The organism is Burkholderia singularis (genome assembly GCF_001718875.1).
Taxonomy (GTDB): domain Bacteria; phylum Pseudomonadota; class Gammaproteobacteria; order Burkholderiales; family Burkholderiaceae; genus Burkholderia; species Burkholderia singularis.
In genome coordinates, this window is record NZ_CP013448.1 from 352,984 (window position 1) to 379,751 (window position 26,768).

The window sequence follows — 26,768 nt, forward strand, 5'->3', positions numbered from 1 at the left end:
GCAAAAGCATGAGAAGAGCGCCGCTTCGCGAAGCGGCGCGGGCAAGGCGGAGGATCACCGCGCGTGGCCGCGCAAGCGGTGAGGTGTCAGACAAGCGTTCAAACGCTCGCAGTCTGGCGAATTTCCTGCAACAGATAACCGAAGCCCCGCACGGTCACGATTTCGACCCGGCATTGTTCGAGCTTCTTGCGGACCCGGTGCACGTAAACTTCGATCGCGGTGTCGCCGAGATCGCCGCCGAAATGCGTCAGGTGATCCTGCAATTGCGCCTTGCTGACGACGCGCCCGTGACGCAGCAGCAGCATTTCGAGCACCGCGAATTCGCGCGGCGACAACTCGAGCGGCTTGTCGTCGTTGAAGATGCGGCGATCGACGCCCGACAGGCGCACGCCGCCAAGCGATACTTCCGGGCGCGGCATGTCGCTGTGCGGGCCGCTGCGGCGCATCACCGCGCGGATGCGCGCTTCGAGTTCGGCGGGCTCGAACGGCTTGAGCATGTAATCGTCGGCGCCGGAATTGAGACCTTGCACGCGGTCGTTCAGCTCGTCGCGCGCGGTCAGCACGATTACGGGCGTGTGACGATTGATCTGGCGAAAGCGCGACAGGAGCGTCATGCCGTCGATACCGGGCAGGCCGAGGTCGAGAATCACAAGCTCGTGGCGGTTTTGCGCGAGCGCCTGCTCGGCAAAGATGCCGTCGTGAACCATGTCGACGGTGAAGCCCGCTTGCTCGAGGCTGCTTTGGATGCCGCGTGCGATGGGGCGGTCGTCTTCAATCAGAAGGAGTCGCATGAGATTCGCTCAAGTACAATGGGTTGGCGGTTCAGGCACGCAAGGCAGCACGACGCCATTTCCACGAAAAAACGTCGCATGCGGGCCGGTAAGCGGAGCCGCCAGCTACGAATCCTCGATCATGTCCGATATTTCGATTCACGAACTCGAAGCCGCGATCAATTTCTGGCGTATCCGCTCGCCGTCGAGCGGCGACGAACTCGAACTCTGCAAAGAGGCCAGCGCGCTTTCCAAACCGTATGCGCTGCTGATTGTACAGCGCCAAAGTGCGCTGCGACTGGAGGGATTGGACCCTAAAGCGCGCAGTGCTTGGGAATCTTACGTTCGCCTTAAAAACAGTTTGGAAAGCTGAAGGCTTTCGCTTCATTCAGCATAGAAAACGCTGGTTGAAAGCGTTACGTTGACGAACCAGTTTTCGAAACTCTATTCGGATTATTACGCAGTCTTTGCGTGCCGGCCCGCTTCCTCGATGAAATGCGCGAGTTTGATGTCGCGCTCGGTGAGGCCGTGCGCGTCGTGCGTCGACAGCGTGATATCAACCTGGTTGTAGACGTTGAACCATTCGGGATGATGGTCCATTTCCTGCGCCTTGATTGCCACGCGCGTCATGAAGCCGAATGCCTCGTTGAAATCGGCGAAGCGGAAACTGCGCTGGATCGCATCGCGGCCGGGAACGGCCACCCAATGAGGCAGGTTTTCCAGTTGCGTCTTGCGTTCTTCCGATGTCAGCTTGTGAACCATTTTTCTTACCTCGTCCGGTGGCGGCGCAGCCGCGCGCGGTCGCGCGACGGGCGCCGTACCGGCCATTCTTTCATATTTGCGCTCAAACGTCCGGGTCCGTGGCCCAACCTTGTCCCGTACCGCGCGTAATGACGCGGTCACTGTCGAGTATCGCGCCCGCCGGATGCTCGGGTGCGCCGGCGAGCCGGGCGGCAAGATCGGGCGCGTTCACGTCGGCAAGCGCGAACAGCTGAGCGAAGTCGTCGATCACGAAGTATGTCTTTTGGAACGTGTCGATCCGGTAACGGGTTCGCATCACGCGCTCCAGATCGAAGCCGAGCCGGTTCGGCGCGGCGCTTTCCAGGCTGTAGTGCGTCTCGCCGCTGCTCGACACGATGCCCGCGCCGTAGATCCGCAAGCTGCGGTCGCCCGCGTGACGGATCAGGCCGAACTCGACCGTATACCAGTAAAGGCGGGCAAGCAGCGTAAGTGCGAAGGGATCGTCGGCGGCTGCGAGCGCGGTGCGACCGTATGCATGCATGTAGTCGGCGAACACCGGATCGATGAGAAGCGGGACGTGGCCGAATAGATCATGAAAGCAGTCCGGTTCTTGCAGATAGTCGAGCTGGTCGGCACGGCGCATCCACCAGGTCACCGGAAAGCGGCGGTTTGCGAGGTGCTCGAAGAACACGCGGTCCGGCACGAGGCCCGGTACCGCGACGATCTGCCAGCCGGTCGCGGGCTTCAGCGCGCGGTTGACGTCGGCGAACAGCGGCACCCGGTCGGCGGGCAAATTGATGCGCGCGAGGCCGCTGACGAAGGCATCGCACGCGCGATCGCGAAGGAGCGCGACCTGACGCGCGTAGAGTTGCCGCCATACCGCGTGATCGGCTTGGCCGTAGCGGCCGAACGGCTGGTCGATCGTGAAATCCGCGCGGGTTTCGAGACCCGCGTCGAACTGTTCCTTGAGCTTCGCGGTGACGGCGGTGGACATGATGGGCGCTGACCTTGCATCGGTTCATTCGGTTTCGATAGATGCAAGTGTAGAGCGGCCTATGTGCGGATTGGGCGCAAAATTTTTGAATTCACGATATTCAATGCAATAATCGCGCATTGAATCATAAATTCTCGCGGAGAATTTTCATGGTGGATCTCGATCATTTCGATTTGGCGTTGCTCGCCGTATTGCAGCGTTTCGGCCGGGCGACGCATCAGCAGCTCGGCGAGGAAGTGCCGCTGTCGCCGTCGCAGATCGGGCGGCGGTTGCAGCGGCTGGAGGCGACGGGCGTGATCGACGGCTATCGGGTCGTGTTGCGGCCCGAAAAGCTTGGGCTTGGCGTCACCGCGTTCACGAGCCTGAAGCTCAAACATCACGGCGACTCGATCATCGAGCAGTTTCAGCAGCAGATCGACGTGTTGCCCGAAGTGCTCGAGTGCCATGCGGTGGTGGGCGACGCCGATTATCTGTTGCGGATCGTCGCGCCGGATCTGAATGCGCTGTCGTCGTTCGTCATGAAAAAGCTGATGCGGGTGCCGGGCGTCGACAGCGTGCGTTCGAACATCGTATTGACGACGTTCAAGCGCAACGGGCCGCTGCCGCTCAGTCATCTGGAATCGGGCGCGCCTGCGGCGTGACGCGAAGCGGCCACGCCGGCGCGAGCTGTCGTTCCTCCGCCACGCTGCCGCGGGTGGCGGCCGGCGGCCTGCCGCGCATGGCGGAGCCGCTCGCGATAACGCATTACGCAGGTGTTTTGGTTTGTGCGTTGAGCAGATCGACATAAGCAAGCGCGACGAGATCGTCGCTCGGCACGCCGAGCTTTTCGAACACCGTGTGCGCTTCCGCGTGGCCGCCTTCCTCGTCGTCATCGGGCGCGAGCACGACTTCGAGTTCGACGAAATCGCCGAGGCCGTCGACGCGATCGAGATGAATCCGCGTGCGGCCCGCCAAATAGACGTGCCGCTCTTTCGTCACGATGCCGCGCGTGGTCAGCGCGGTTGCGAGCAGCGAGTGCATCGCATCCGGGTTGGTTACCGGGCTGCGTGTGTAGTACGACGCCTTCGGGCCGTCCTGATCGTCGCGCTGGTAGAAGATCAGTTCGGCGGGTGTGCCGTCTTCGAAGCGGCGCAGCTTCAGGCGGCCGCGCGGGACGTCATAGAAGAAATCCTGTTGACGGTAGAAAAGCGGTGCGTCGGTCGCGAGTGCGGCGGCGCGTTCGCGGATCTGCTCGAATTCGCGCGCGCGGGCTTTGATCTCGATGTTGCGGGCCATGCGTGTCTCCTTCTGGGAAAGGCATTTGCGGGTCCGGACGAACCATCCAGAACCCTCATTCTATCGGCGGGCGGCGGCGCGAGCGCGAAAGCGATCGCAAGCGCGTCGTGCGCCCGTGTGCAGCCGCCCGGCGGATATCCGGCCGCAGCACATTTGCAGGGGGCTGCCGAGGTGGCTCGTCTTTTCAGGCCCTCGTGTCGCGCCGTTTGACGGGACGCGTCGCGCAACGGCGCCGTGCCATTGGCGCGAACTGGCGTTAAACCGCCCACTGTTCGTCGACAAGCCGCAACGCGGCCGCAATGGCCGGCTCGTCGCATCGTTCGGCAAGCGCGACGAACGTCAGCTCGGCTGGCACCGATACGTGCTCGACGATCGCCAATGCATGCGCGTGCGCTTCGCGCAACGCAACCGAATCGCGCGCGAGCGACAGCCCTACGCCCGATTTGACGAGATCGAGCATCGACGTTTCTTGATCGACTTCAGCCACTTTGACGGGCTGCACGCCCGCGTCGGCGAAGCGGCGCGAGAGCAGCCGATGATGCGCCGACGCCGGGGGCGTCCAGATCCACGGTAGCGCGGCAAGCTCGCGCCACGAGCGCGCGCGCTGCACGCGTTCCTTCCAACCGGCGGGCGCAAGCACGCGATAACGGAATTGCGTGAGCGTCAGCGTATGGAAGCGTCCGGCTTCGCGCGGATCGTCCTCGTCAGGCCGGCCAATGTAGTAGCCGACATCGAGTTCGCGGGCGCGGACCTGATCGAGCACCCAGCCGGACATGCCGTGCCGCAACGCGGTTTCGATCTGCGGATAGGCTTCGACGAGCCGTTTCAGAAAGCCGCCGAGCCGCAGGAATTCGGGGTCGAGAATCGAGCCGATCCGCAATCGGCCGCGCACCTCGTGCTTGAGCGCGGCGGCGGCGCGCGCAACGTCGGCGGCGGCGTCGAGCGCGCGCTCCGCGTGCGGCAGCAGCGCCTGCCCGTCGCGCGTGAGCACAAGCCCGCGCGATGTCCGCTCGAACAGCGTGATGCCGAGCGCATCCTGCAGATTCTTGATTTGCAGGCTGACGGCGGGCTGCGTCAAGTGCAGCCGGGCGGCGGCACGTGTCAGATTGCCTTCGCGCGCAACCGCGACGAAGGCGCGAAGCAGTATCAGATCCATCGAGCAATATTAGCGCGGCTTATATTGCATTTGAGGATAACTCATTGGATCGGGAGCGGCCGCCGCAGGTACGCTTCGTCTTCGAAGCACGCGCTTGCGTGCAGGGCGCAAGCCGAGCAAACGGAACGAACGGAGAACGGAGGAAGGCATGACAATCAGCCCCGCGAACGACGCGCGTGTGCGCGCATTGGCGCATTTCATCGGCGGCCGCGCTGTGGAAGGCGCGAGCGATCGCTATAGCGACGTGTTCAACCCGGCCCTTGGCGTGGTGACGGCCCGCACGCCGCTCGCGAGCACGGCCGAAGTGGACGCGGCCGTCGCCGCCGCGCACGCCGCATTCGCCGCCTGGAGCGAGACGTCGCCGCTCAAGCGCGCACGCGTGATGTTCAAGTTCAAGGAGCTGCTCGAGCGTCATCACGACGAGCTTGCCGAGCTGATCAGCCGCGAACACGGCAAGGTTTTCTCGGACGCGCACGGCGAAGTGATGCGCGGCATCGAGGTGGTCGAATTCGCTTGCGGGATGCCGAATCTGCTGAAAACCGATTTCACCGACCAGATCGGCGGCGGGATCGACAACTGGAACCTGCGTCAGCCGCTTGGCGTCGTTGCCGGCATCACGCCGTTCAATTTTCCGATGATGGTGCCGTGCTGGATGTTCCCGATCGCGATCGCATGCGGCAACACGTTCGTGCTCAAACCGTCGGAGCGGGACCCGTCGGCGTCGGTGCGGCTCGCCGAGCTGTTGAAGGAGGCGGGGCTGCCCGACGGGGTGTTCAACGTCGTGCATGGCGACAAGACGGCCGTTGACGCGCTGATCGCGCATCCGGATGTCGTTGCGTTGTCGTTTGTCGGATCGACGCCGATTGCAGAGTACATCCACGCGGAAGCTTCCCGGCGCGGCAAGCGCGTGCAGGCGCTTGGCGGTGCGAAGAATCATCTCGTCGTGATGCCGGATGCGGACCTCGAGCAGGCGGTCGATGCGCTCGTCGGCGCTGCGTATGGATCGGCGGGCGAGCGCTGCATGGCGATTTCGGTCGCGGTGGCGGTGGGCGGCGTGGCCGATGCGCTTGTCGCCAAGCTTGCCGAGCGCGCGAAGGCGCTGAAGATCGGCAACGGCATGGACGCGGGTGTCGAAATGGGCCCGCTCGTGACGGCCGCGCATCGTGCGAAGGTGGCCGCATACATCGACGCGGGCGTGGCCGAGGGCGCAACGCTGGTGGTGGATGGGCGAGGGCATGTCGTCGATGGTTACGAGCGCGGCTTTTTCCTCGGCGGCACGCTGTTCGATCACGTCAAGACCGACATGTCGATCTATCGCGAGGAAATCTTCGGGCCGGTGCTCGCGGTCGTGCGGGTGCCGGATTTCGCGAGCGCGGTGGCGCTGATCAACGCGCACGAGTTCGCGAACGGCGTGTCGTGCTTCACGTCCGACGGCGGCGTCGCGCGCGCGTTCGCGCGGCAGATCCAAGTCGGTATGGTCGGTATCAACGTGCCGATTCCGGTGCCGATGGCCTGGCATTCGTTTGGCGGCTGGAAGCGCTCGCTGTTCGGCGATCACCACGCTTACGGCGAAGAGGGCGTGCGTTTCTACACGCGCTACAAGAGCGTGATGCAGCGTTGGCCGGATAGCATCGCGAAGGGAGCGGAATTCACGATGCCCGTGGCGAAGTGACGCCGAAGCGATTTACGCGATGCCGCGCGGCCCCCGTTCGGGCGCCGCGCGGTCTATGCTTGAGTGGCACGTGCCGTCGCGCGCCGCGCGATACGGAGACGGCGGTGCGCGCGAGCCCGCCGCAGCGAAAATCAGACCGGAAATCGGGATCGAGGAGACACGACGATGGTGGCAGAACGCACGCCCGAGGGCGAATTCGATTACGTGATCGTCGGTGCGGGCACCGCGGGCTGCGTGCTCGCGAGCCGGCTCAGCGAGGAGCGCGACGTGTCGGTGCTGCTGATCGAGGCGGGCGGCAACGACGATTACCGATGGATTCACATTCCAGTCGGCTATTTGTACTGCATCGGCAATCCGCGCACCGACTGGCGCTACAAGACCGAGCCCGAAGCGGGATTGAACGGCCGCGCGCTGTCGTATCCGCGCGGGCGCGTGCTCGGCGGCTCGTCGTCGATCAACGGGATGATCTACATGCGCGGCCAGCGCGGCGACTACGACGACTGGGCGCGCGTGACGGGCGATGACGGGTGGTCGTGGAACGCGGTGCTGCCGATCTTCAAGCGCAGCGAGGATCATCACGCAGGCGCGAGCGACGCGCACGGCGCGGGCGGTCCGTGGCGCGTCGAAAAACAGCGGTTGCGCTGGGAGATTCTCGAGGCGTTTTCGCAAGCGGCGCAGCAGACCGGCATCTCGGCGACCGACGATTTCAATCGCGGCGACAATGCCGGCGTCGGTTATTTCGAAGTCAACCAGAAGCGCGGCGTGCGCTGGAATGCATCGAAGGCGTTTCTGCGCCCGGCGCTCGCGCGGCCGAATCTCACCGTAGTAACGGGCGCGCAGGCCGAGCGGCTCGTGTTCGACGCACGGCGCTGTGTGGGCGTCCAATACCGCCGCGACGACGGTTCGCGCTGTGTCGCGCGCGCGCGTGCGGAAGTGCTGCTTGCGTCGGGCGCGGTCAATTCGCCGCAGTTGCTCGAGCTTTCCGGCATCGGCGACGGTGAGCGGCTGCGCGCGCTCGGCATCGAAGTTGCGCACGCGTTACGCGGCGTCGGCGAGAATCTTCAGGATCACTTGCAATTACGCATGGCGTTTCGCGTGCGCGGGGTGCGCACGCTGAACACGCTCGCCGCGCATTGGTGGGGCAAGCTGATGATCGGCGCGCAATATGCGTTGACGAAAAGCGGGCCGATGTCGATGGCGCCGTCGCAATTGGGCGCGTTCGCGAAATCGGACCCGCACGACCCGGCGCTCACGCGGCCCGATCTCGAGTATCACGTGCAGCCGTTGTCGCTCGAGCGCTTTGGTGAGCCGCTGCATCGCTTCAATGCGTTCACCGCGTCGGTCTGTCATCTGCGGCCGACCTCGCGCGGCAGCGTTCACGCGGTATCGCCGGACCCGGCCCGCGCACCGGCAATCGCACCGAATTATTTGTCGACCGATCATGACCGCCGCGTTGCCGCGAATGCGCTGCGGCTGACGCGCAGGATCGCGGCCGCGCCTGCGCTCGCGCGGTATGCGCCCGAGGAAATCTTGCCGGGTTCGCATTATCAGAGTGAAGAGCAATTAATCGAAGCGGCCGGCGCGATCGGTACGACGATTTTTCATCCGGTGGGCACATGCCGAATGGGCCGCGCCGACGATCCGGACGCCGTCGTCGACAGCCGCTTGCGCGTGCGGGGCGTGACGGGGCTGCGCGTCGTCGATGCATCGGTGATGCCGGTAATCACGTCGGGCAACACGAATTCGCCGACGCTGATGATCGCGGAGCGCGCAAGCGACATGATCCGCGCGGACCGCCGCGGCGCGGCGCCGCGCGATGGTGCGACGACATGGTCCGAAGAAACCGCGACGCCGATTTGAAAACGGCGTGATCCGCCATTGAAATCCTCGGTCAATAAAAAATCGTCAATAAAATGCAATAAAAAATCGGCTGAGGGTTAACCCAAAAGCGCGGGGACGCATTCGGTAAAACGCACGCGGCGCGTGGCTGGGCAGGCATTGACGATTGCCGCACCCTATAAGTGCAAATCCCAATGAATGCACTGCACCAACGGCGCGACAATGACACGCATTCCGAATCCGCGGCTTGCTTCGAGGAGACCAGTCTCGATGCGACACATCAAGCTCGGGGGCAGACTCATACCCGCTGAACGCTTCGTGGCCGTTTGAGCGATATCGCCCGGCGCTTCGCCTCAATTCGCAGGAAGGGAACATGATTCTCGGCGACACGATTCTCGAAACGCGGGAACTCACGAAGGAATTCAAAGGCTTCGTTGCCGTCAACGGCGTGAACCTGCGCGTGCGGCGAGGCTCGATCCATGCGCTGATCGGACCGAACGGCGCGGGCAAGACCACGTGTTTCAATCTCCTGACCAAATTCCTGAAGCCCACCGCGGGCCAAATCGTCTACAACGGCATCGACATCACCGACGAGCGTCCCGCGCAGATCGCGCGGCGCGGCGTGATCCGCTCGTTTCAGATTTCCGCGGTGTTTCCGCATCTAAGCGCGCTGCAGAACGTGCGGATCGGCCTGCAGCGCTCGCTCGGCACGGCATTCTGTTTCTGGCGCAGCGAGCGCTCGCTGAGGCAACTCGACGATCGTGCGATGGATCTGCTCACACAGGTAGGCCTGTCCGATTTCGCGCATGTGCCGACGGTCGAGCTTGCGTATGGCCGCAAGCGCGCGCTCGAAATCGCGACGACGCTCGCGATGGAGCCAGAACTGATGCTGCTCGACGAGCCGACGCAGGGGATGGGACACGAAGATGTCGATCGCGTGACGGCGCTCATCAAGAAGGTCGCGAGCGGCCGCACGATTCTGATGGTCGAGCACAACATGAACGTGATCGCGGGCATCTCCGATACGATCACGGTCCTGCAGCGCGGCGAGGTGCTGGCCGAAGGCACGTATGCGGAGGTATCGAAAAATCCGCTCGTGGTCGAGGCGTACATGGGCAGTACCGACGCGGCGCTGGCGGGAGCGCACGCATGAATCACAGCGAACGGGAAGAGCGGGCGCTGAAGAGCGCCGAAGGCGGCGCGCCTGCGCTCGACATCGCAGGGCTCGAAGCGTGGTATGGCGAATCGCACATTCTGCATGGCGTCGATCTGACGGTGCGCCGCGGCGAGGTCGTCACGCTGCTCGGCCGTAACGGCGCCGGGCGCACGACGACGCTGCGCGCGATCATGGGCTTGACCGGCAGGCGCAGCGGTTCGATCAAGGTCGCGGGCCACGAGACGGTCGGATTGCCGACGCACAAGATCGCGCATCACGGTGTCGGTTATTGCCCGGAGGAGCGCGGCATCTTCTCGAGCCTGTCGTGCGAAGAGAATCTGCTGCTGCCGCCTGTCGTCGGCGCGCGTGCGCATGCGATGCCTGTCGACGATATCTATCGGATGTTTCCGAATCTCGCGGCGCGACGTGCGAGCCAGGGCACGCGGCTGTCGGGCGGCGAGCAGCAGATGCTCGCGATTGCGCGCATCTTACGCACGGGCGCAAACCTGCTGCTGCTCGACGAAATTTCCGAGGGGCTTGCGCCCGTCATCGTGCAGACGCTCGCCGCGATGATCGTCACCCTGAAGGCGCGCGGCTACACGATCGTGATGGTCGAGCAGAACTTCCGTTTTGCGGCGCCGCTCGCCGACCGCTTTTACGTGATGGAGCACGGGCGCATCGTCGAGCATTTCGGCGCAGCCGAACTCGACGGCAAGATGCCCGTGCTGCACGATCTGCTCGGCATTTAGCGATGGTTCGTATCAAGACGGCCCCGGTGCGGCGCTTGCCGGCCGCACGGGCGGCCCCGATGTGCGATGCTGGAACTCGATAAAGACAATACCGATCAGGAGACGTGAATGAAATTCAAGACCCTTGCTTACGCGTGTCTAACCGCCGCCGCCGCGTGGTTGGCGCAAGCCGCGCATGCCGCGGATACCGTGAAGATCGGCTTCATCACCGATATGTCGGGCCTGTACGCCGATATCGACGGCCAGGGCGGCCTGGAGGCGATCAAGATGGCGGTGGCCGATTTCGGCGGCAAGGTCAACGGCAAGCCGATCGAGCTTGTCTATGCCGATCACCAGAACAAGGCCGACATCGCGGCGTCGAAGGCGCGCGAATGGATCGATCGAGGCGGCGTCGACATGATCGTCGGCGGCACGAACTCAGCGACCGCGTTGTCGACGAACCAGGTCGCGGCGGAAAAGAAGAAGGTCTACATCAATATCGGCGCGGGCGCGGACACGCTGACGAACGAGCAGTGCACGCCCTACACGATCCACTATGCATACGACACGATGGCGCTCGCCAAGGGCACGGGCTCGACCGTCACGAAGCGCGGCGGCAAGACGTGGTTTTTCCTGACCGCGGATTACGCATTCGGCAAATCGCTCGAGAAGAATACGAGTGATGTCGTCAAAGCGAATGGCGGCCAGGTGCTGGGCGAAGTGCGCCATCCGCTGTCCGCGTCGGATTTTTCGTCGTTCCTGTTGCAGGCGCAGGGCTCGAAGGCGCAGATTCTCGGTCTGGCGAACGCGGGCGGCGACACGGTCAACTCGATCAAGGCGGCCAAGGAGTTTGGCATCACGAAGACGATGAAGCTCGCAGCGCTGCTCGTCTTCATTGATGACATTCACAGCCTCGGCCTCGATACGACGCAAGGTCTCGTACTCACCGATAGCTGGTACTGGAATCGCGATCAGGCGTCGCGGCAGTGGGCGCAGCGTTACTTCGCAAAAATGAAGAAGATGCCGTCGAGCTTGCAGGCGGCGGATTATTCGGCGGTGACGACGTATCTGAAGGCCGTGCAGGCAGCAGGTTCGACCGATTCGGACAAGGTGATGGCGCAGCTTCGCAAGGCGAAGATCGACGATTTTTACGCGAAAGGCTATGTTCGCGCGGACGGCAGCATGATTCACGACATGTATTTGATGGAGGTGAAGAAGCCGTCCGAATCGAAAGAACCTTGGGATTACTACAAGATCCTCGCGACGATTCCGGGCGAGCAGGCGTTCGCGACGAAGCAGGAGACGCGTTGCGCGTTATGGAAATAAACCGTTTCGGCTTGCGGCCACTGATTTCTGACTGACGGCAGACTCGATGAATATCTTCGGTATTCCGGCGTCGGCGATGCTGAGCCAATTGCTGCTCGGGCTCGTCAACGGCTCGTTCTACGCGATCCTGAGTCTTGGGCTCGCCGTGATTTTCGGGCTTCTGAACGTGATCAACTTCGCGCACGGCGCGCTGTTCATGCTGGGCGCGATGCTCGCGTGGATGGGGCTCGCGTATCTTGGCCTGCCGTACTGGGCGATGCTCGTGCTCGCGCCCGCAATCGTCGGTCTGTTTGGAATCCTGATCGAGCGGTCGATGCTGCGCTGGCTTTATCGGCTCGATCATCTGTATGGTTTGCTGCTGACGTTTGGGCTCACGCTCGTCGTCGAAGGCGTATTCCGCTCGGTCTACGGCTCGTCCGGACAGCCTTATGACGTGCCCGAGCTGCTTTCGGGTGCGACGGATCTCGGCTTCATGTTCCTGCCGAATTATCGGGCGTGGGTGGTCGCGGCATCGCTCGCGGTATGCATTGCAACCTGGTTCGTGATCGAGAAGACGCGGCTTGGCGCGTACCTGCGCGCGGGCACCGAAAACCCCAAGCTTGTCGAGGCGTTCGGCGTCAATGTGCCGTTGATGATCACGCTGACTTACGGCTTCGGCGTCGCGCTTGCCGCATTCGCGGGCGTGCTCGCCGCGCCGGTGATCCAGGTCTCGCCGCTGATGGGGCAGCCGATGATCATCACCGTGTTCGCAGTGGTCGTGATCGGCGGCATGGGCTCGATCCTGGGCTCGATCGTCACGGGCCTGATGCTCGGCGTGATCGAAGGGTTGACGAGGGTGTTTTATCCGGAGGCGTCGGCGACGGTTGTGTTCGTGATCATGGCGATTGTGCTGCTGATCCGGCCGGCAGGCTTGTTCGGCAAGGAAAGATGATGCAGAAAAATGCGCTCTACGGACTGTTGTTGGCCGGTCTCGTCGTCGCGCCGCTGATCGGTGCCTATCCGGTGTTCGTGATGAAGGTGTTGTGCTTCGCGTTGTTCGCCGCGGCCTTCAATCTGCTGATCGGATATACGGGCCTGCTGTCGTTCGGCCATGCGATGTTTCTCGCGACGGCGGGCTATATGACGGGTTATGCGATGCAGTCGCTTCATGCGACGCCCGAACTCGGCGTGCTCGCGGGCATGGCTGCCGCGACGCTGCTCGGCGTGGTGGTGGGCCTGTTCGCGATCAGGCGGCAAGGGATCTATTTCGCGATGATCACGCTCGCGTTCGCGCAGATGGTGTACTTCATCTATCTGCAGGCTCCGTTCACGCATGGTGAAGACGGCCTGCAGGGCGTGCCGCGCGGCCGGCTCTTCGGGCTTGTCGATCTGTCGTCGGATTTGACGCTGTACTACGTCGTGCTCGCCGTCGTCGCGTGCGCCTGTGCGTTCATCGTGCGCATCGTCCATTCGCCGTTCGGACAAGTGCTCGTTGCGATCAAGGAAAACGAGCCGCGCGCGATTTCGCTCGGCTACGACACCGATCGCTTCAAGCTGCTCGCATTTATCTTATCGGCTGCGCTTGCCGGGCTCGCAGGGGCACTGAAGGTCGTCGTGCTGGGTTTCGAAACGCTTGGCGACGCGTATTGGACGATGTCCGGTCTCGTGGTGCTGATGACACTCGTCGGCGGCATGGGCACGCTGTTCGGCCCGCTCGTGGGCGCGGCGCTGATCGTCGCGCTCGAGGATCGTCTTGGCGACATCGGCGGGTGGCTCGCGTCAGTCACGGGCATCAACTGGTTCCATTCGCTCGGCGAATCCGCGACGATTGTCACGGGCCTCATTTTCATCGCCTGCGTGCTCGCATTCAGGCGCGGGATCGTCGGTGAGGCGATCGTGCGGATACGGCCGCTGCGCTCGTCTTGAAGGGAATCGTGCAGTGCATGAAAATATTTCGGATTCCGATGCAATGGGCAGCGCGAATGCCCATTGGAGCAGGCTTTGGCATGCCCTATTTTCGTGCGGCGATGCACCATAGGGGTAAATGCTAGGTTGTCGCATCCAGCGCGCTTGCTTTAATCTTCGTCTCAGTTCTGATGCACCGCGAAACGAATTTGCAGGTGGAGAACGAGGAGACATTCGAGGCATAGACTGCCCGACCCGAAGCGCTGTTGGATTCCGTCCAACAGCGCTTTTTTATTGCGCGTTTCGCAGCGTAACGGAGACCGTTATGAGAATGAATCGCTGGATGCAGATCGCGCTCGCAATCGCCTGCATCGCGGGCATCACGTTGGTGCAAGCGCAAGTGAAGATCGGCGTCACGGTGTCGGCAACGGGCGCCGCCGCGTCGCTCGGCATTCCTGAGAAGAATACGGTCGCGTTGTTGCCGAAAGAGATCGGCGGCAAGCGCGTCGAATATATCGTGCTCGACGACGCATCCGATACGAATCGCGCGGTGCAGAATGCGCGCAAACTGATCGACGAGGAGCACGTCGATGCGATTGTCGGCTCGACGATTACGCCGAATTCGCTCGCGATGATCGATGTCGTCGCGCAGGGCAAGACGCCGATGATTTCGCTTGCCGCCAGCGCGCAAATCATCGCGCCAATGGATGCGAAGCGCGCATGGGTTTTCAAGACGCCGCAAAACGACCGGTTGATGGCCGATGCGCTCGCGAACTACATGGCTAAGCATGGTGTGAAGACGGTGGGCTTCATCGGTTTCGCGGATGCTTACGGCGATGGCTGGTCGAACGTGTTCAGCGCGGCCGCGGCGGCAAATGGAATCCGGATTGTCGCGAACGAACGCTATAACCGCACCGATACCTCGGTAACGGGGCAGGTGCTGAAGACACTCGCCGTCCATCCCGACGCCGTGCTGATCGCCGGCGCAGGCACGCCGGCCGCGCTGCCCGCGAAGACGCTGAAAGAGCGCGGCTATCCGGGCAGGATCTATCAGACGCATGGCGTTGCGAACAACGATTTTCTCCGTGTTTGCGGCAAGGATTGCGACGCGCAGCTGCTGCCGGCAGGCCCGGTGCTCGTTGCCGATCAGTTGCCTGATTCGAACCCGGCGAAGCGGCCTGCGCTTGCGTACAAGGCTGCATACGAGCGCGCATACGGAGCGGCTGCCGTGTCGACCTTCGGCGGCCACGTTTGGGACGCGGGCCTGATGCTGGAGCGGGCGATTCCTGATGCGCTGAAGAACGCGCAACCGGGCACGCAGGCATTTCGCGATGCGCTGCGCGCGGCACTCGAAGATATTCGGAATCTGCCGGTATCGCACGGCGTGATCAATACGACACCCGCCGATCACAACGGCTTGGATACGCGCGCCCGTGTGATCGTCCAGATTGTCGGCGACAAATGGAAGTTGCAGGCGGATTGACCGTCGCCGGCATTGCCTGTGGCTCGGATGGGCTGGGCCGCGCTGCTCGCCGATGGCGCGGGCCGGTGCGATCAGCACAGGCACCGGCAAATACGACGCAGTGCGCTGAGAACAGTTTCATGTGAATGGATGAGCCGGCGGCCGTGCGTCTGTCGGGTGGCGGTTTTCGTCGACGCAGGTTCAACCGGAGAAGCCAGATGGATTTCTCTATCGCGGCGATTCTTGCGCAGGACGGCATCACAACCGGCGCAGTCTATGCACTGCTGTCGCTTGCGCTCGTACTCGTTTTTTCCGTGACGCGCGTGATCTTCATTCCACAGGGCGAATTCGTCACCTATGGCGCACTGACACTTGCGGCGTTGCAGGCGCAGAAGTTTCCGGCAACCTGTTGGCTGCTGCTCGTCGCGGGGGCTGCCTGCTTTTTGCTCGAAGCGGGCGGGCTGATTCGTTATCGCGCGCGCCGCCGTCGACTCGGCCGCACGCTGACGGCGCTCGCAGGCCGCTACGTGCTGCTGCCGCTCGCGATCTACGTGTTGACGGCGAGCGTCGCGTCGCAGCAGCTGCCGATGCCGGCCCAGATCGCGCTCACGCTCGCGATCGTCGTGCCGCTCGGGCCGTTCGTCTACCGGCTCGTCTATCAGCCGATTGCCGAAGAAACGACGCTGTTGTTGCTGATCGTGTCGGTGGCCGTGCATTTCGTGATGGTTGGGCTCGGACTCGTGATGTTCGGCGCCGAGGGCTCGCGCACGACGCCATTCTCCGATGCCGCATTCGCATTGGGTCATGCATCGGTTTCGATGCAAAGTCTTTGGGTGATCGGCGCCGCGCTGGCGTTGATCGCCGCGCTCTATCTGTATTTCGAGCGCACGCTGTTCGGCAAGGCGTTGCGCGCGACGGCGCTCAACCGTGTCGGCGCGCGTCTCGTCGGCATGGGTGCGGCCCAAGCCGGGCGACGGGCGTTCACGTTCGCCGCGGCGCTCGGTGCGTTGTCGGGCGTGCTTGTCGGACCGTTGACGACGATTTATTACGATTCGGGTTTTCTGATCGGCTTGAAAGGCTTTGTGGGCGCGATCGTTGGCGGCCTCGTCAACTATCCGCTGGCGGCAGCCGGCGCGCTGCTCGTCGGCGTGCTCGAGGCGTATTCGTCGTTCTGGGCGAGCGCGTATAAGGAAGTCATCGTTTTCACGTTGATCGTGCCGGTGCTGCTGTGGCGAAGTTTGAGCGGCACGCAGGCGGAAGACGGCGGAGCATGATGCGATGAAGCCGATCTTGCGTAATCGCGCATTCTGGCTGTTTCTCGCCGTGCTGATCGCGCTGCCTGTTCTGCCGGGCGTCGCGCGCGTTCCCGAATACTGGATCACGCTGTCGAACTATATCGGGCTCTATGCGCTCGTTGCGATCGGACTCGTGCTGCTGACCGGTATCGGCGCAATGACGAGCTTCGGGCAGGCGGCATTCGTCGGCATCGGTGCGTATGCGACCGCGTATCTGACGACGCGGTGGGGCATGTCGCCGTGGTTTGGTCTGGCTGTCGGCGTCGTGTTGACGGCGCTCGTCGCGTTTGTGCTCGGCGTCGTTACGATGCGGCTGTCCGGCCATTTTCTGCCGCTCGGAACGATTGCTTGGGGGCTCGCACTGTTTTTTCTGTTCGGCAATCTCGGCTGGCTCGGCAAATACGATGGCATCAACGGCATTCCGTCACTCACGCTGTTCGGCTGGCCGCTCGATACGGGCCGCAGCTTTTATTACGTGATTTGGAGTGCCGTGCTTGCGGCAATCGTGTCGGTCCGCAATCTGTTGAACAGCCGGCCCGGCAGGGCGATCCGCGCATTGCCGGGCGGTGGCGTGATGGCCGGGGCGATGGGCGTGAACGTCGGGTGGATGCGGGTTGCGATCTTTGTCTATGCGGCGGTGCTGGCATCGATTTCGGGCTTTTTGTATGCGCATCTGCAGCGTGCGGTTAATCCGACGCCATTCGGTTTGAATCACGGGATCGAGTATCTCTTCATGGCGGTGGTGGGCGGCATTGCGCATGTGTGGGGGGCGGTGCTGGGCGCGGCAATCGTCACGGTGTTGCAGGACGCTTTGCAGACGCTGCTGCCAAGGTTGCTCGGTGTAGAAGGCAACTTTGAAATCATCGTGTTCGGCGTATTGATGGTGGTGCTGCTGCAATACGCGCGGCAGGGTGTTTGGCCGTTCGTCGCGCGCCTTTTGCCGCGCGGGCCAGCCGGGCGAGCGCCGGATCACGAGCCGCCGTTGCCGAGGCGGAACTTGCCGCGACCTGGCGAGACGCTGCTCGTCGTCGACGGCGCACGCAAGCAGTTCGATGGGCTTGTCGTCGTCAACGACGTGAGCTTCGAGGTGCGTGCGTCGCAGATTGTCGGTTTGATCGGCCCGAACGGGGCGGGCAAATCGACGACGTTTAATCTTGTAACGGGCGTGATGCGGCCGACGGGCGGTGCGATTTCGTTTTGCGGTGAGCGGATTGACGGGTTGGTTTCTCGTGAAATCGTTCGCCGGGGTATAGGCCGTACCTTCCAGCACGTCAAACTGCTGCCCGGTATGACCGTGCTGGACAACGTTGCGCTCGGCGCACATGTGCGAGGCTCGGCCGGAATCTGGCGCAGCATTGTCGGATTGAACGCGAACGAAGAGGCGCAACTGATGGCCGAGGCGGCGGCGCAGATTGGGCGGGTAGGGCTCGGTTCGCATTTGTATGATGAAGCGGGCAGCTTGGCGCTGGGCCAACAGCGGATTCTGGAAATCGCTCGCGCGCTATGCAGCGATCCGATGCTGCTATTGCTCGACGAACCGGCCGCCGGGCTGCGATATCAGGAGAAGCAGCAGTTGGCTGAACTATTGCGGATGCTGAAAAAAGAAGGCGTGAGCGTGCTGCTTGTCGAACACGATATGGATTTCGTGATGAATCTGGCTGATCGGCTGGTCGTCATGGATTTCGGCACCCGGATTGCTGAAGGGCTGCCGCAAGAGGTCCGTCACGATCCTGCGGTACAGGAGGCTTATCTCGGCGGAGTGACGTGATGGCGCAAGCATGCCCGTTCGTGCTCGAGGTGCGGGATTTATCGGCATCGTATCGCAAGGTCGAGGTGGTTCGCCGGGTGTCGATCGACGTAGGCGCTGGGCAAATCGTCGCCGTGATTGGTCCGAACGGTGCCGGTAAATCGACGCTGCTCAATGCAGTGATGGGTATATTGCCGACTTCTGGCCATGCGACTGGCGTGATTCGGTACGGTGGGGACGACGTGAGTGCGTGCTCGGTGGAGGAGCGCGTCGTGCGCGGCATGTGCCTCGTGCCCGAAGGGCGTGAGTTGTTCGGTTTGATGTCGGTTGAAGACAATCTCGTTTTGGGGGCGTATCGACGCAAGTTGGCGGGTGACGCGAATTTTCTCGACCAGCTTGAACCGGTATTTACACTGTTTCCCCGGTTGAAGGAGCGACGCAAGCAGGCGGCGAGTACGCTATCGGGTGGCGAGCGACAGATGCTTGCGATTGGGCGCGCGCTGATGGGAAAGCCAAGCTTGTTGATGCTCGACGAACCGAGTCTTGGCCTTGCCCCGTTGATCGTGAAAGATATGTTCCGGATTATCAGTGCATTGCGCGAGACGGGTGTCGCAACATTGCTGGTGGAGCAGAATGCGCGAGCGGCCCTGCAAATTTCTGATTACGGTTACGTGCTCGAAACCGGTGAGCAGATACTTGAAGGTAGCGCAGTGGAGCTTGTAAACAACCCGCGAGTAGTCCAAACCTATCTCGGGCTCGCAAAAAATCCGGCGTAGAGACAAGGCCGCGTATAAAACGGGCCGCGTGTTTCACGTGAAACATGGCGTTTTTGCTGTTTAGCCATTTGCATGAGCGTCGGGCCAAAAGCGAACCCGCTATAATTCCGCCCATACATTTCTCTGATAGGTTCGTGCGTCGTTCTGCGCGCGAAGTCCGCAATGCTTTATCCAACTGAATTTGACGTCATCGTCGTCGGCGGTGGCCATGCTGGCACGGAAGCCGCCTTGGCTTCGGCACGCATGGGCGCAAAGACGCTATTGTTGACGCATAACATTGAAACCCTTGGGCAGATGAGCTGCAATCCGTCGATCGGCGGGATTGGTAAAGGACATCTGGTCAAGGAAGTCGATGCGCTGGGTGGTGCGATGGCCGCCGCAACCGACGAAGGTGGTATCCAGTTTCGGATTCTCAATTCTTCGAAAGGGCCGGCGGTTCGTGCCACGCGGGCGCAGGCCGATCGATTGCTATACAAGCAGGCGATTCGTCGGCGCCTCGAAAATCAGCCGAATCTGTGGCTATTTCAGCAGGCGGTTGACGACCTGATGGTCGAAGGGGATCGAGTGGTCGGTGCGGTTACGCAAGTCGGCGTGCGTTTTCGCGCTCGTGCGGTCGTGTTGACGGCAGGTACCTTCCTGGACGGCAAGATTCATGTCGGCCTCAATAATTACACCGGCGGACGCGCGGGCGATCCGGCAGCGGTTTCGCTGTCTGGACGCCTCAAGGAGCTAAAGCTGCCGCAGGGGCGGCTGAAGACCGGGACGCCGCCGCGTATCGATGGTCGCACGATCGATTTTTCGAAGCTCGAAGAACAGCCGGGCGATCTTGATCCGATTCCGGTGTTCTCGTTTCTCGGCCGCGCGGAACAACATCCGCAGCAATTGCCTTGCTGGGTTACCCATACGAACGAACGAACCCACGACATCATTCGTAGTGGTTTGGACCGATCGCCGATGTATACCGGCGTGATTGAAGGTGTGGGCCCGCGGTATTGCCCATCGATCGAGGACAAGATTCACCGTTTTGCGTCAAAAGAATCGCACCAGATTTTTCTCGAACCGGAAGGGTTGACGACGAACGAGTTCTATCCAAACGGGATTTCGACCAGTCTGCCGTTCGACGTGCAGTTGGAGCTTGTGCACTCCATGCGCGGCTTGGAGCAGGCGCATATCCTGCGCCCCGGTTATGCGATCGAGTATGACTATTTTGATCCGCGTGCGTTGAAGGCATCGCTTGAAACGAAGGCGATTCAAGGGCTATTTTTTGCGGGCCAAATCAATGGCACGACGGGCTACGAAGAGGCTGCAGCGCAGGGATTGCTGGCGGGCGTCAACGCAGGTCGCTACGCTCAGGAGAAAGATGCATGGTGCCCGCGCCGCGATGAGGCTTATCTCGGCGTGCTTGTCGATGACTTGGTAACTCGTGGTGTGTCCGAGCCGTACCGCATGTTCACGAGTCGTGCCGAGTACCGGCTAAGCTTGCGTGAAGACAACGCCGACATGCGACTGACCGAAATCGGCCGTGAACTGGGAATTGTCGACGACGTTCGCTGGGATGCATTCAATCGAAAGCGCGATGCTGTTTCACGTGAAACCGAGCGGCTGCGCACGACATGGGTAACGCCGAAGACTTTACCCGCAGACGAAGCCACAGCACTGCTGGGCAAGCCGATCGAGCACGAATACAGCCTCGCGGAGCTGCTGCGTCGGCCGGGCATTAGCTACGAAGGCGTTTGCGGATTGCGTGGCGGCGAATGTCGCCCGGCCGAGCCGCTGGCGGACGATAAGATTCTGCTCGAGCAAATCAAGGAGCAAATCGAAATCGGTATCAAATACCAGGGCTATATCGAGCGTCAGGCTGGCGAAATCGAACGCAATGGTGCTCATGAAAATACGCGTCTGCCGGAAGGGATCGACTACGCAGAAGTACGAGGGTTGTCGTTTGAGGCGCGCCAGAAACTAAATCAATTCCGCCCGGAAACGATCGGCCAGGCATCGCGAATCTCGGGTATTACGCCCGCTGCCATTTCTTTGCTGATGGTTCATCTGAAGCGCGGGCTTGGCCGGCGTAAGCTCGCCGAGACCGCTTCGAGCGCTGGCACGACGGCCGATAACACGGCGGCGCAGCAACAATGACGGTGCAACATCGTCAGAACCCGAATGCCAGCCGGGAAATACTGGAAGCGCTGCTGTCCAATGGAGCGGATGCGCTAGGCGTTGCATTGAGCGGTGAGCAGCGCAATGCGCTGCTCAACTACGTGGAACTGCTTGCGAAGTGGAACGCGGTGTATAACCTGACCGCGATCCGCGACCCGCATCAGATGCTGATTCAGCACATTCTCGATTCATTGTCGATCGTCCCGTATATCGGCGTGCGAGCAGCATCGAGCGTGCTCGATGTTGGCTCCGGCGGCGGCTTGCCGGGAATTGTGCTTGCGATTGCGTTGCCCGAATGGCAGGTGACGTTGAACGATATCGTTCACAAGAAATCCGCATTCCAGACGCAGGCGAAGGCCGAATTAAAGCTCAGCAATCTGTCTGTCGTGACAGGGCGGGTCGAGACGTTGCATCCCGGCAAGGCGATTCCGGGAAAATTCGATGTGATCGTGTCGCGGGCATTCGCGGACTTGGCAGACTTCGTTACACTGGCCCGGCATTTGGTTGCGCCGGGCGGCTCGATCTGGGCGATGAAGGGCGTTCATCCCGAAGATGAGATAAGCCGCTTGCCGGCCGGCGCGCGCGTCAAACAGGTAATTCGTCTGACGGTTCCGTTGCTCGATGCGCAGCGGCATCTAATCGAAGTCGAACTCGACGAAGCAATTTAACCGGCGCGAGAGAGTGCCCGGCTCATTTGAAGAAGAGAAAGGAACACACCAACGATGGCAAAAATCTTCTGCGTGGCGAACCAGAAGGGCGGTGTCGGCAAGACGACGACGACGGTCAATCTCGCCGCGAGCCTCGCGGCGCAGGAGCAGCGCGTGCTGCTGATCGATCTGGATCCGCAGGGCAATGCCACGATGGGAAGCGGTATCGACAAGGCCGAATGCGAGTCGACGGTCTACGAGGTGCTGGTGGACGGTGTCACGGTGGCGGATGCGCGCGTGCGCCCGGAGGCGGTGAAGTATGACGTGTTGCCGGCGAATCGCGAATTGGCCGGCGCGGAGATCGAGCTTGTCGGAATCGAAAATCGCGAGCGCCAATTGAGAGCCGCGCTCGAGAAAGTCGCCAACGACTACGATTTCGTTTTGATTGATTGCCCGCCGGCGCTATCGCTGCTGACTCTGAACGGCTTATGCGCGGCGCACGGCGTGGTGATTCCGATGCAGTGTGAATATTTTGCGCTAGAGGGGCTGTCTGACCTCGTCAATACGATCAAGCAGGTGCACGCGAATCTGAATCGCGATCTGAAGGTGATCGGCTTGCTCCGCGTGATGTTCGATCCGCGCATCACTTTGCAACAGCAGGTTTCCGATCAATTGAAGGCGCATTTTGGCGACAAGGTGTTCGATGCTGTGATTCCACGCAATGTCCGCCTTGCCGAAGCGCCCAGTTATGGGCTCCCTGGCGTGGTGTTCGATCGCGCGTCGCGTGGCGCACAGGCATATATCCAGTTCGGCGCTGAAATGATTGAGCGGGTGCGGGCGCTTTGAACGGGTCCCTGGACGAGAATCGAGGTAACGGAACATGAATGCGGTAGCAAAGAAAAAAGGTCTGGGGCGAGGCCTTGAAGCATTGCTTGGCGGCAGTGCCGATATCACCGAAGCGGTGAAGATCGAAGGTGCGCCGAGCGTGCTTGCGCTCGGTAAGCTGCAAGCAGGCAAGTACCAGCCGCGGACCCGAATGGACGAGGGGAGTTTGCAGGAGTTGGCCGCGAGCATTCGTGCGCAGGGTGTGATGCAGCCGATCCTGGTACGGCCCATTTCATCAGACAAATATGAAATCATCGCCGGAGAACGGCGTTTTCGTGCGGCGCGGCTGGCAGGCCTAGATGAAGTGCCGGTTCTCGTGAAGGACGTGTCCGATCAGGCCGCTGCGGCGATGGCGCTGATCGAGAATATTCAGCGAGAAGATCTGAACCCGCTTGAAGAAGCGCAGGGCATTCAACGTTTGCTCGACGAATTTGGTTTCACGCACGAGCAGGCGGCAGAATCGGTGGGGCGTTCGCGCAGTGCGGTGTCGAACCTGCTGCGCTTGCTGAATCTCGCCGCGCCCGTGCAGACGATGCTGTTGGCGGGCGATCTCGACATGGGACACGCGCGCGCGCTGCTGGCTGTCGATGCGGCGACGCAGATCACGCTTGCGCATCAGGTCGTCAACAAGCGGCTGTCGGTGCGCGAGACGGAAAAGCTCGTCGCGCAAGTCACGAAGGCCGAGCCGGCCGTGAAGGCGCGCGCAAAGGACGACGGCGGCCGGGATACGCGGCGTCTCGAAGAGGAGCTGTCGGATCTGCTTGCGTCGAGCGTGAAGATCAAGCTTGGGCGCCGTGGGCGTGGGCAGGTGACGATCGATTTCGGCGATCTCGACGCGCTCGAGGGCATACTCGTGCGGCTGCGCGGCAACGTAGCTGCTGCATAACGACCGACGTGTCGAATCCGGCCAGTAACAGGCGCACGGCGTGTATCGCCGCGCTCGTTGCCTTCATTGCACGCGAACCGGTGCTGTCGATACTCATCGCCGCGGTGATCGTGCTGCAGTTCGTTCATCCGCAATCGGCGAATATGCTCGCCCGGCTCGTCGACTGGCAGACTGTCGCGACGCTTGCCGGGTTGCTGATGCTGACAAAGGCGCTTGAGCTGTCGGGTGTTCTGATGTGGATCGCGCACCGGATCGTGCATCGCGTGCGCTCGGAGCGCGGGCTAGCCGCGTTGCTCGTCGTGTTTGCCGCAGTGTTGTCGAGTTGGCTCACCAATGATGTCGCGCTCTTTGTCGTGATTCCGCTGGTCATGTCGCTGCGTGAGCTGACGCCGCTGCCGTTCAAGCGGCTGGTGATTCATATCGCGCTTGCGGTGAACGCAGGCTCAGTCGCAACACCGCTCGGCAATCCACAAAACCTTTTTCTCTGGCAATTGAGCGGCGTCTCGTTTGGCCGCTTCGTGATCGAACTCGGGCCGCTCGCGGCCGCGCTGATGGCGCTGCTGCTCGTATTGACCGCATGTTCGTTCAAGCGCCGCGCGCTCGATTTATCGAAGGATCGAGCGGTAAGCCTCGTCAATCGTCCGCTGGCGTTTGCCGCAGCTATCGCGTTCGCTGGCTTCGTGTCGTTGGCCGACAGCCACCATGCGCTTGCCGGTTTGATTGCCGTCGCTGTGATGCTGCTGTTCGTATGTCGCGATGCGGTATTCAAGATCGACTGGCTGTTGTTGATGATCTTCGTGCTGATGTTCATTGTGCTGCGCGGCGCGGCGGCGCTGCCCGCCGTTCATCGGACAATCGAGAGCATCGGCCTCGATTCGCCGCTGCGCGTATATGCCGCTGGCGCGTTGCTATCGCAAGGTATCAGCAATGTGCCGGCGGCGATCGTGCTATCCGAATTCACGCATGATTGGCGTGCATTGGCGTTCGGCGTGAGTGTCGGCGGATTCGGTATCGCGATCGGCTCGCTTGCGAATCTGATCGCGGTCCGGCTGTCGCGTGCGCCACGCATGTGGTTGCCGTTTCATCTCGTGAGCATTCCATTCGGTCTTGTGAGCGCTGCGTTGGGGGCGCTCGTGCTGCGTTATGTCTGAGCTTGCAAAACGTGGCGGCAAGATCGGCGCGGGCCGTTTGACCTGCGTGCCCGAACCTGAAAGTCCCGCCGCACGGCAAGTTGCGGCATCACACGAGATCGCGGAAGTTACCGCATCATGAAGCGCTGTTTCACGCGGTTTTTGTCGCGTCTAAAGTCTTGAATCGCCTGCAACTATCGCTTACAATCGCCCGGATTTGTTAGTAAGGCACCCCTGAAAGTTAGCGGAAAGCTTTCGGGCGACGACGGACTTAGCGGAGTTTGCGATGGCGAGTCAGGCGCCGGATCAAAGGCATGACGATCATCAGCGCGCGCCGCGCACCGCTCCGGTGACTGACGAGCGACGCAAGCTCGACGGTGACGACTGGGATGCCGAGCAGCAAGATAACAATATCGTTCCGCTCACGCGGGCCGAAGCGCAAGCGCTTTTCGGAACCGAAGTGAGCCGGCCATCGCGCGTTACGCCTAGTCGGGTGGTGATCGCGCAAATGGTCCTGTCCCTGGTTGCAACGCTGGCGTGGTGGCTGTTTTCAAAGTCGCCGGGCGCCGCTGCGCAGTCGGCTCTGTTGGGCGGAGCGATCGGCTGGGTGCCGAGTGCGTTGTTCGCAGCACGTTTGAGGCTGGCTGGCGCGGGCTCGGTGATGGGTTGGATGTCCGGCGAAGCGCTCAAGCTCGGCGTGACGATAGCGATGTTCGTTGCGGTTGCGCTCGAATATCCGGGCGTGCATTGGACGGCGCTGCTCGTCACGTATTTCGTCGTACTGAAAACGTACTGGCTCGCGCTGGCCTGGCGGTAAAGAACAAGTAGTGCGCGAATTTGACTCGTATTCGCGCCGGTGTGTTCCCGTAATGAACTATTGCGGGAACGCGCAAAAAACGATTTTCGACAATTTGGGTGGCATTAACGACTATGGCAGCTAGCGAAGGCACGCGTGCTCCGGATCCGTCCGAGTACATTGCGCACCACTTGCAGAATTTTTCCACCACGCATCAGACGTCGATCTTCGACATTCATGTCTGGAATATCGACACGCTGTTCTGGTCGATCGTCTGTGGCCTCGTGACCATCGTGCTGCTGCGCCTGGCCGCCCGCAAGGCGACTTCCGGCGTGCCGGGCCGCTTCCAATGCTTGATCGAAATGATCGTCGAGATGGTCGAGGACCAGTCGAAGGCGGTCGTTCACGGCAACCGTACCTTCATCGCACCGCTCGCACTGACTGTGTTCGTGTGGGTTTTCCTGATGAACTCCCTCGATTTCCTTCCCGTCGATCTGCCGGGCCGCGTGATCGGCTGGCTGGGTCTGTCGGGCGTGATTTCCCACCATCGCATCGTCCCCACCGCCGACCTGAACGGTACGCTCGGCATTGCGCTCGGCGTGTTTTTCCTGATGCTGTACTACAACATCAAGATCAAGGGCGCGGGCGGCTTCGTGCACGAGCTGCTGTCGGCGCCGTTCGGCGCGCACCCGCTGCTGTGGATTCCGAACCTCGCGCTCAATATCGTCGAATTCGTCGCCAAGACCGTGTCGCTCGGCATGCGGCTGTTCGGCAACATGTACGCAGGTGAGCTGGTGTTCCTGCTGATCGCCCTGCTCGGCAGCATGTGGAGCTTCGGCGGCGACGCAACGTTCCTCGGCTTTATCGGCCACGTGATCGCGGGCAGCGTCTGGGCAATCTTCCACATCCTGATTGTTCTGCTGCAGGCATTCATCTTCATGATGTTGACGCTGGTGTATCTCGGCCAGGCACACGACGCGCACTAAACGGCGCGCTGGGCCAACAAGAAGAGTTTCGTTTTTTTGGTTTTTTAAATCTCAGTTCCAAGTCTTTTCACAAAGGAGTGATCATGCAAGCTTTCATCGCCAACATCCAAGGTCTGACCGCTGTCGGTATCGGCATCATCATCGGCCTGGGTGCTATCGGCGCCTGTATCGGTATCGGCCTGATGGGCGGCAAGTACATTGAAGCCTGCGCGCGTCAACCGGAACTCATCAACCCGCTGCAAACGAAGATGTTCCTGCTGGCTGGTCTGATCGACGCTGCATTCCTGATCGGTGTGGGTGTGGCGATGCTGTTCGCGTTCGCGAACCCGCTCCTGTCGAAGCTCGCAGGCTAAGGTTCCTCGGAAATAATGCGCCCGGCACACCGGGCGCGGGCGGAACGGCAGATGGGGCGCTGATCGAATGCAACTCGATGAGCGCCTTACCGTTTCATGTTTTCCGG

At 61.7% G+C, this 26,768-nt stretch carries 26 protein-coding genes; 21 read left to right on the forward strand and 5 right to left on the reverse strand.

Features of this window, described 5'->3' with window-relative positions; genetic code table 11:
- Positions 1-98 precede the first annotated feature (98 nt).
- On the reverse strand, positions 99-791 hold the full coding sequence (locus tag AQ611_RS01640; RefSeq protein ID WP_059517045.1) for a response regulator transcription factor: 693 nt from the start codon (positions 789-791) through the stop codon (positions 99-101).
- A gap of 121 nt (positions 792-912) precedes the next feature.
- Between AQ611_RS01640 and AQ611_RS01645 the strand changes: the two genes are divergently transcribed.
- Complete coding sequence (locus tag AQ611_RS01645; RefSeq protein ID WP_059517043.1) at positions 913-1,143, forward strand: DUF3717 domain-containing protein; 231 nt, start codon at positions 913-915, stop codon at positions 1,141-1,143.
- An 83-nt stretch (positions 1,144-1,226) separates the two neighbouring features.
- Here AQ611_RS01645 and AQ611_RS01650 read toward each other — a convergent pair whose 3' ends face one another.
- Together AQ611_RS01650 and phhA are read right to left on the reverse strand one after the other, a co-directional pair.
- Entirely contained in the window at positions 1,227-1,532 is a 306-nt protein-coding gene (locus AQ611_RS01650; protein WP_059517897.1) for a 4a-hydroxytetrahydrobiopterin dehydratase, read from the reverse strand.
- 82 nt (positions 1,533-1,614) lie between these two features.
- Positions 1,615-2,505 (reverse strand): phenylalanine 4-monooxygenase, encoded by an 891-nt coding sequence (gene phhA / locus AQ611_RS01655; RefSeq protein ID WP_069233563.1) that lies wholly within the window; start codon positions 2,503-2,505, stop codon positions 1,615-1,617.
- 149 nt (positions 2,506-2,654) lie between these two features.
- Between phhA and AQ611_RS01660 the strand changes: the two genes are divergently transcribed.
- Entirely contained in the window at positions 2,655-3,146 is a 492-nt protein-coding gene (locus AQ611_RS01660; protein ID WP_059517039.1) for an Lrp/AsnC family transcriptional regulator, read from the forward strand.
- A 103-nt stretch (positions 3,147-3,249) separates the two neighbouring features.
- Here the strand turns inward: AQ611_RS01660 and AQ611_RS01665 are convergent, their stop codons facing one another.
- Together AQ611_RS01665 and AQ611_RS01670 are read right to left on the reverse strand one after the other, a co-directional pair.
- On the reverse strand, positions 3,250-3,780 hold the full coding sequence (locus AQ611_RS01665) for a class IV adenylate cyclase (RefSeq protein WP_059517037.1): 531 nt from the start codon (positions 3,778-3,780) through the stop codon (positions 3,250-3,252).
- Positions 3,781-4,036: 256 nt separating this feature from the next.
- Positions 4,037-4,936 carry a LysR family transcriptional regulator gene (locus AQ611_RS01670; RefSeq protein WP_059517035.1) on the reverse strand — a complete coding sequence of 300 codons (900 nt, stop codon included), beginning with the start codon at positions 4,934-4,936 and terminating at the stop codon, positions 4,037-4,039.
- A 148-nt stretch (positions 4,937-5,084) separates the two neighbouring features.
- On the opposite strand from AQ611_RS01670, the gene AQ611_RS01675 reads away from it, so the two are divergent.
- The 19 genes from AQ611_RS01675 (at position 5,085) to atpE (ending at position 26,661) form a co-directional block, all read left to right on the forward strand.
- Positions 5,085-6,608: a CoA-acylating methylmalonate-semialdehyde dehydrogenase gene (locus AQ611_RS01675; RefSeq protein ID WP_069235089.1), complete on the forward strand. Its 1,524-nt coding sequence runs from the start codon at positions 5,085-5,087 to the stop codon at positions 6,606-6,608.
- Between the two features lie 165 nt (positions 6,609-6,773).
- Complete coding sequence (locus tag AQ611_RS01680; protein ID WP_069233564.1) at positions 6,774-8,468, forward strand: GMC family oxidoreductase; 1,695 nt, start codon at positions 6,774-6,776, stop codon at positions 8,466-8,468.
- A gap of 352 nt (positions 8,469-8,820) precedes the next feature.
- The gene (locus AQ611_RS01685) at positions 8,821-9,600 is read left to right on the forward strand and encodes an ABC transporter ATP-binding protein (protein ID WP_059517031.1); all 780 of its coding nucleotides are present in this window, start codon (positions 8,821-8,823) and stop codon (positions 9,598-9,600) included.
- Positions 9,597-10,352 (forward strand): ABC transporter ATP-binding protein, encoded by a 756-nt coding sequence (locus AQ611_RS01690; RefSeq protein ID WP_069233565.1) that lies wholly within the window; start codon positions 9,597-9,599, stop codon positions 10,350-10,352. Before AQ611_RS01685 ends, AQ611_RS01690 begins: the two co-directional genes overlap by 4 nt.
- A 108-nt stretch (positions 10,353-10,460) precedes the next feature.
- On the forward strand, positions 10,461-11,657 hold the full coding sequence (locus AQ611_RS01695; RefSeq protein WP_059517027.1) for an ABC transporter substrate-binding protein: 1,197 nt from the start codon (positions 10,461-10,463) through the stop codon (positions 11,655-11,657).
- Positions 11,658-11,703: 46 nt separating this feature from the next.
- Positions 11,704-12,588: a branched-chain amino acid ABC transporter permease gene (locus AQ611_RS01700; RefSeq protein WP_059571457.1), complete on the forward strand. Its 885-nt coding sequence runs from the start codon at positions 11,704-11,706 to the stop codon at positions 12,586-12,588.
- Positions 12,588-13,562 (forward strand): branched-chain amino acid ABC transporter permease, encoded by a 975-nt coding sequence (locus AQ611_RS01705; RefSeq protein WP_059517892.1) that lies wholly within the window; start codon positions 12,588-12,590, stop codon positions 13,560-13,562. The genes AQ611_RS01700 and AQ611_RS01705 overlap by 1 nt, the downstream gene beginning before the upstream one ends.
- Positions 13,563-13,866: 304 nt before the next feature.
- Positions 13,867-15,024 carry an ABC transporter substrate-binding protein gene (locus tag AQ611_RS01710; RefSeq protein ID WP_069233566.1) on the forward strand — a complete coding sequence of 386 codons (1,158 nt, stop codon included), beginning with the start codon at positions 13,867-13,869 and terminating at the stop codon, positions 15,022-15,024.
- 197 nt (positions 15,025-15,221) lie between these two features.
- On the forward strand, positions 15,222-16,277 hold the full coding sequence (locus tag AQ611_RS01715) for a branched-chain amino acid ABC transporter permease (protein WP_069233567.1): 1,056 nt from the start codon (positions 15,222-15,224) through the stop codon (positions 16,275-16,277).
- Positions 16,278-16,281: 4 nt separating this feature from the next.
- A complete protein-coding gene (locus AQ611_RS01720; RefSeq protein WP_069233568.1) occupies positions 16,282-18,066 on the forward strand; it encodes a branched-chain amino acid ABC transporter ATP-binding protein/permease in 1,785 nt (594 codons plus the stop codon).
- Complete coding sequence (locus tag AQ611_RS01725) at positions 18,066-18,821, forward strand: ABC transporter ATP-binding protein (protein ID WP_069233569.1); 756 nt, start codon at positions 18,066-18,068, stop codon at positions 18,819-18,821. The genes AQ611_RS01720 and AQ611_RS01725 overlap by 1 nt, the downstream gene beginning before the upstream one ends.
- A gap of 162 nt (positions 18,822-18,983) precedes the next feature.
- Positions 18,984-20,957 carry a tRNA uridine-5-carboxymethylaminomethyl(34) synthesis enzyme MnmG gene (mnmG, locus tag AQ611_RS01730; protein WP_069233570.1) on the forward strand — a complete coding sequence of 658 codons (1,974 nt, stop codon included), beginning with the start codon at positions 18,984-18,986 and terminating at the stop codon, positions 20,955-20,957.
- Positions 20,954-21,646 carry a 16S rRNA (guanine(527)-N(7))-methyltransferase RsmG gene (gene rsmG, locus AQ611_RS01735; RefSeq protein ID WP_069233571.1) on the forward strand — a complete coding sequence of 231 codons (693 nt, stop codon included), beginning with the start codon at positions 20,954-20,956 and terminating at the stop codon, positions 21,644-21,646. Before mnmG ends, rsmG begins: the two co-directional genes overlap by 4 nt.
- Positions 21,647-21,700: 54 nt before the next feature.
- Positions 21,701-22,471 (forward strand): ParA family protein, encoded by a 771-nt coding sequence (locus AQ611_RS01740; RefSeq protein ID WP_059517010.1) that lies wholly within the window; start codon positions 21,701-21,703, stop codon positions 22,469-22,471.
- A 34-nt stretch (positions 22,472-22,505) separates the two neighbouring features.
- Complete coding sequence (locus AQ611_RS01745) at positions 22,506-23,396, forward strand: ParB/RepB/Spo0J family partition protein (protein ID WP_069233572.1); 891 nt, start codon at positions 22,506-22,508, stop codon at positions 23,394-23,396.
- Positions 23,397-23,404: 8 nt separating this feature from the next.
- Positions 23,405-24,547, forward strand: coding sequence for an SLC13 family permease (locus AQ611_RS01750; protein WP_083237199.1), 1,143 nt, complete (start codon positions 23,405-23,407; stop codon positions 24,545-24,547).
- A 265-nt stretch (positions 24,548-24,812) separates the two neighbouring features.
- Positions 24,813-25,343, forward strand: a complete 531-nt coding sequence (locus AQ611_RS01755; protein WP_069233573.1) for an ATP synthase subunit I — start codon at positions 24,813-24,815, stop codon at positions 25,341-25,343.
- Positions 25,344-25,456: 113 nt separating this feature from the next.
- On the forward strand, positions 25,457-26,308 hold the full coding sequence (gene atpB / locus AQ611_RS01760) for a F0F1 ATP synthase subunit A (RefSeq protein ID WP_059517007.1): 852 nt from the start codon (positions 25,457-25,459) through the stop codon (positions 26,306-26,308).
- 83 nt (positions 26,309-26,391) lie between these two features.
- Positions 26,392-26,661: a F0F1 ATP synthase subunit C gene (gene atpE / locus AQ611_RS01765; RefSeq protein ID WP_012734176.1), complete on the forward strand. Its 270-nt coding sequence runs from the start codon at positions 26,392-26,394 to the stop codon at positions 26,659-26,661.
- Positions 26,662-26,768 lie beyond the last annotated feature (107 nt).

Bases quoted from the DNA above. Each gene is read 5' to 3' on its own strand.
- AQ611_RS01640 (WP_059517045.1), bottom strand. From the start codon at position 791: ATGCGACTCCTTCTGATTGAAGACGACCGCCCCATCGCACGCGGCATC.
- AQ611_RS01645 (WP_059517043.1), top strand. From the start codon at position 913: ATGTCCGATATTTCGATTCACGAACTCGAAGCCGCGATCAATTTCTGG.
- AQ611_RS01650 (WP_059517897.1), bottom strand. From the start codon at position 1,532: ATGGTTCACAAGCTGACATCGGAAGAACGCAAGACGCAACTGGAAAAC.
- phhA (WP_069233563.1), bottom strand. From the start codon at position 2,505: ATGTCCACCGCCGTCACCGCGAAGCTCAAGGAACAGTTCGACGCGGGT.
- AQ611_RS01660 (WP_059517039.1), top strand. From the start codon at position 2,655: ATGGTGGATCTCGATCATTTCGATTTGGCGTTGCTCGCCGTATTGCAG.
- AQ611_RS01665 (WP_059517037.1), bottom strand. From the start codon at position 3,780: ATGGCCCGCAACATCGAGATCAAAGCCCGCGCGCGCGAATTCGAGCAG.
- AQ611_RS01670 (WP_059517035.1), bottom strand. From the start codon at position 4,936: ATGGATCTGATACTGCTTCGCGCCTTCGTCGCGGTTGCGCGCGAAGGC.
- AQ611_RS01675 (WP_069235089.1), top strand. From the start codon at position 5,085: ATGACAATCAGCCCCGCGAACGACGCGCGTGTGCGCGCATTGGCGCAT.
- AQ611_RS01680 (WP_069233564.1), top strand. From the start codon at position 6,774: ATGGTGGCAGAACGCACGCCCGAGGGCGAATTCGATTACGTGATCGTC.
- AQ611_RS01685 (WP_059517031.1), top strand. From the start codon at position 8,821: ATGATTCTCGGCGACACGATTCTCGAAACGCGGGAACTCACGAAGGAA.
- AQ611_RS01690 (WP_069233565.1), top strand. From the start codon at position 9,597: ATGAATCACAGCGAACGGGAAGAGCGGGCGCTGAAGAGCGCCGAAGGC.
- AQ611_RS01695 (WP_059517027.1), top strand. From the start codon at position 10,461: ATGAAATTCAAGACCCTTGCTTACGCGTGTCTAACCGCCGCCGCCGCG.
- AQ611_RS01700 (WP_059571457.1), top strand. From the start codon at position 11,704: ATGAATATCTTCGGTATTCCGGCGTCGGCGATGCTGAGCCAATTGCTG.
- AQ611_RS01705 (WP_059517892.1), top strand. From the start codon at position 12,588: ATGCAGAAAAATGCGCTCTACGGACTGTTGTTGGCCGGTCTCGTCGTC.
- AQ611_RS01710 (WP_069233566.1), top strand. From the start codon at position 13,867: ATGAGAATGAATCGCTGGATGCAGATCGCGCTCGCAATCGCCTGCATC.
- AQ611_RS01715 (WP_069233567.1), top strand. From the start codon at position 15,222: ATGGATTTCTCTATCGCGGCGATTCTTGCGCAGGACGGCATCACAACC.
- AQ611_RS01720 (WP_069233568.1), top strand. From the start codon at position 16,282: ATGAAGCCGATCTTGCGTAATCGCGCATTCTGGCTGTTTCTCGCCGTG.
- AQ611_RS01725 (WP_069233569.1), top strand. From the start codon at position 18,066: ATGGCGCAAGCATGCCCGTTCGTGCTCGAGGTGCGGGATTTATCGGCA.
- mnmG (WP_069233570.1), top strand. From the start codon at position 18,984: ATGCTTTATCCAACTGAATTTGACGTCATCGTCGTCGGCGGTGGCCAT.
- rsmG (WP_069233571.1), top strand. From the start codon at position 20,954: ATGACGGTGCAACATCGTCAGAACCCGAATGCCAGCCGGGAAATACTG.
- AQ611_RS01740 (WP_059517010.1), top strand. From the start codon at position 21,701: ATGGCAAAAATCTTCTGCGTGGCGAACCAGAAGGGCGGTGTCGGCAAG.
- AQ611_RS01745 (WP_069233572.1), top strand. From the start codon at position 22,506: ATGAATGCGGTAGCAAAGAAAAAAGGTCTGGGGCGAGGCCTTGAAGCA.
- AQ611_RS01755 (WP_069233573.1), top strand. From the start codon at position 24,813: ATGGCGAGTCAGGCGCCGGATCAAAGGCATGACGATCATCAGCGCGCG.
- atpB (WP_059517007.1), top strand. From the start codon at position 25,457: ATGGCAGCTAGCGAAGGCACGCGTGCTCCGGATCCGTCCGAGTACATT.
- atpE (WP_012734176.1), top strand. From the start codon at position 26,392: ATGCAAGCTTTCATCGCCAACATCCAAGGTCTGACCGCTGTCGGTATC.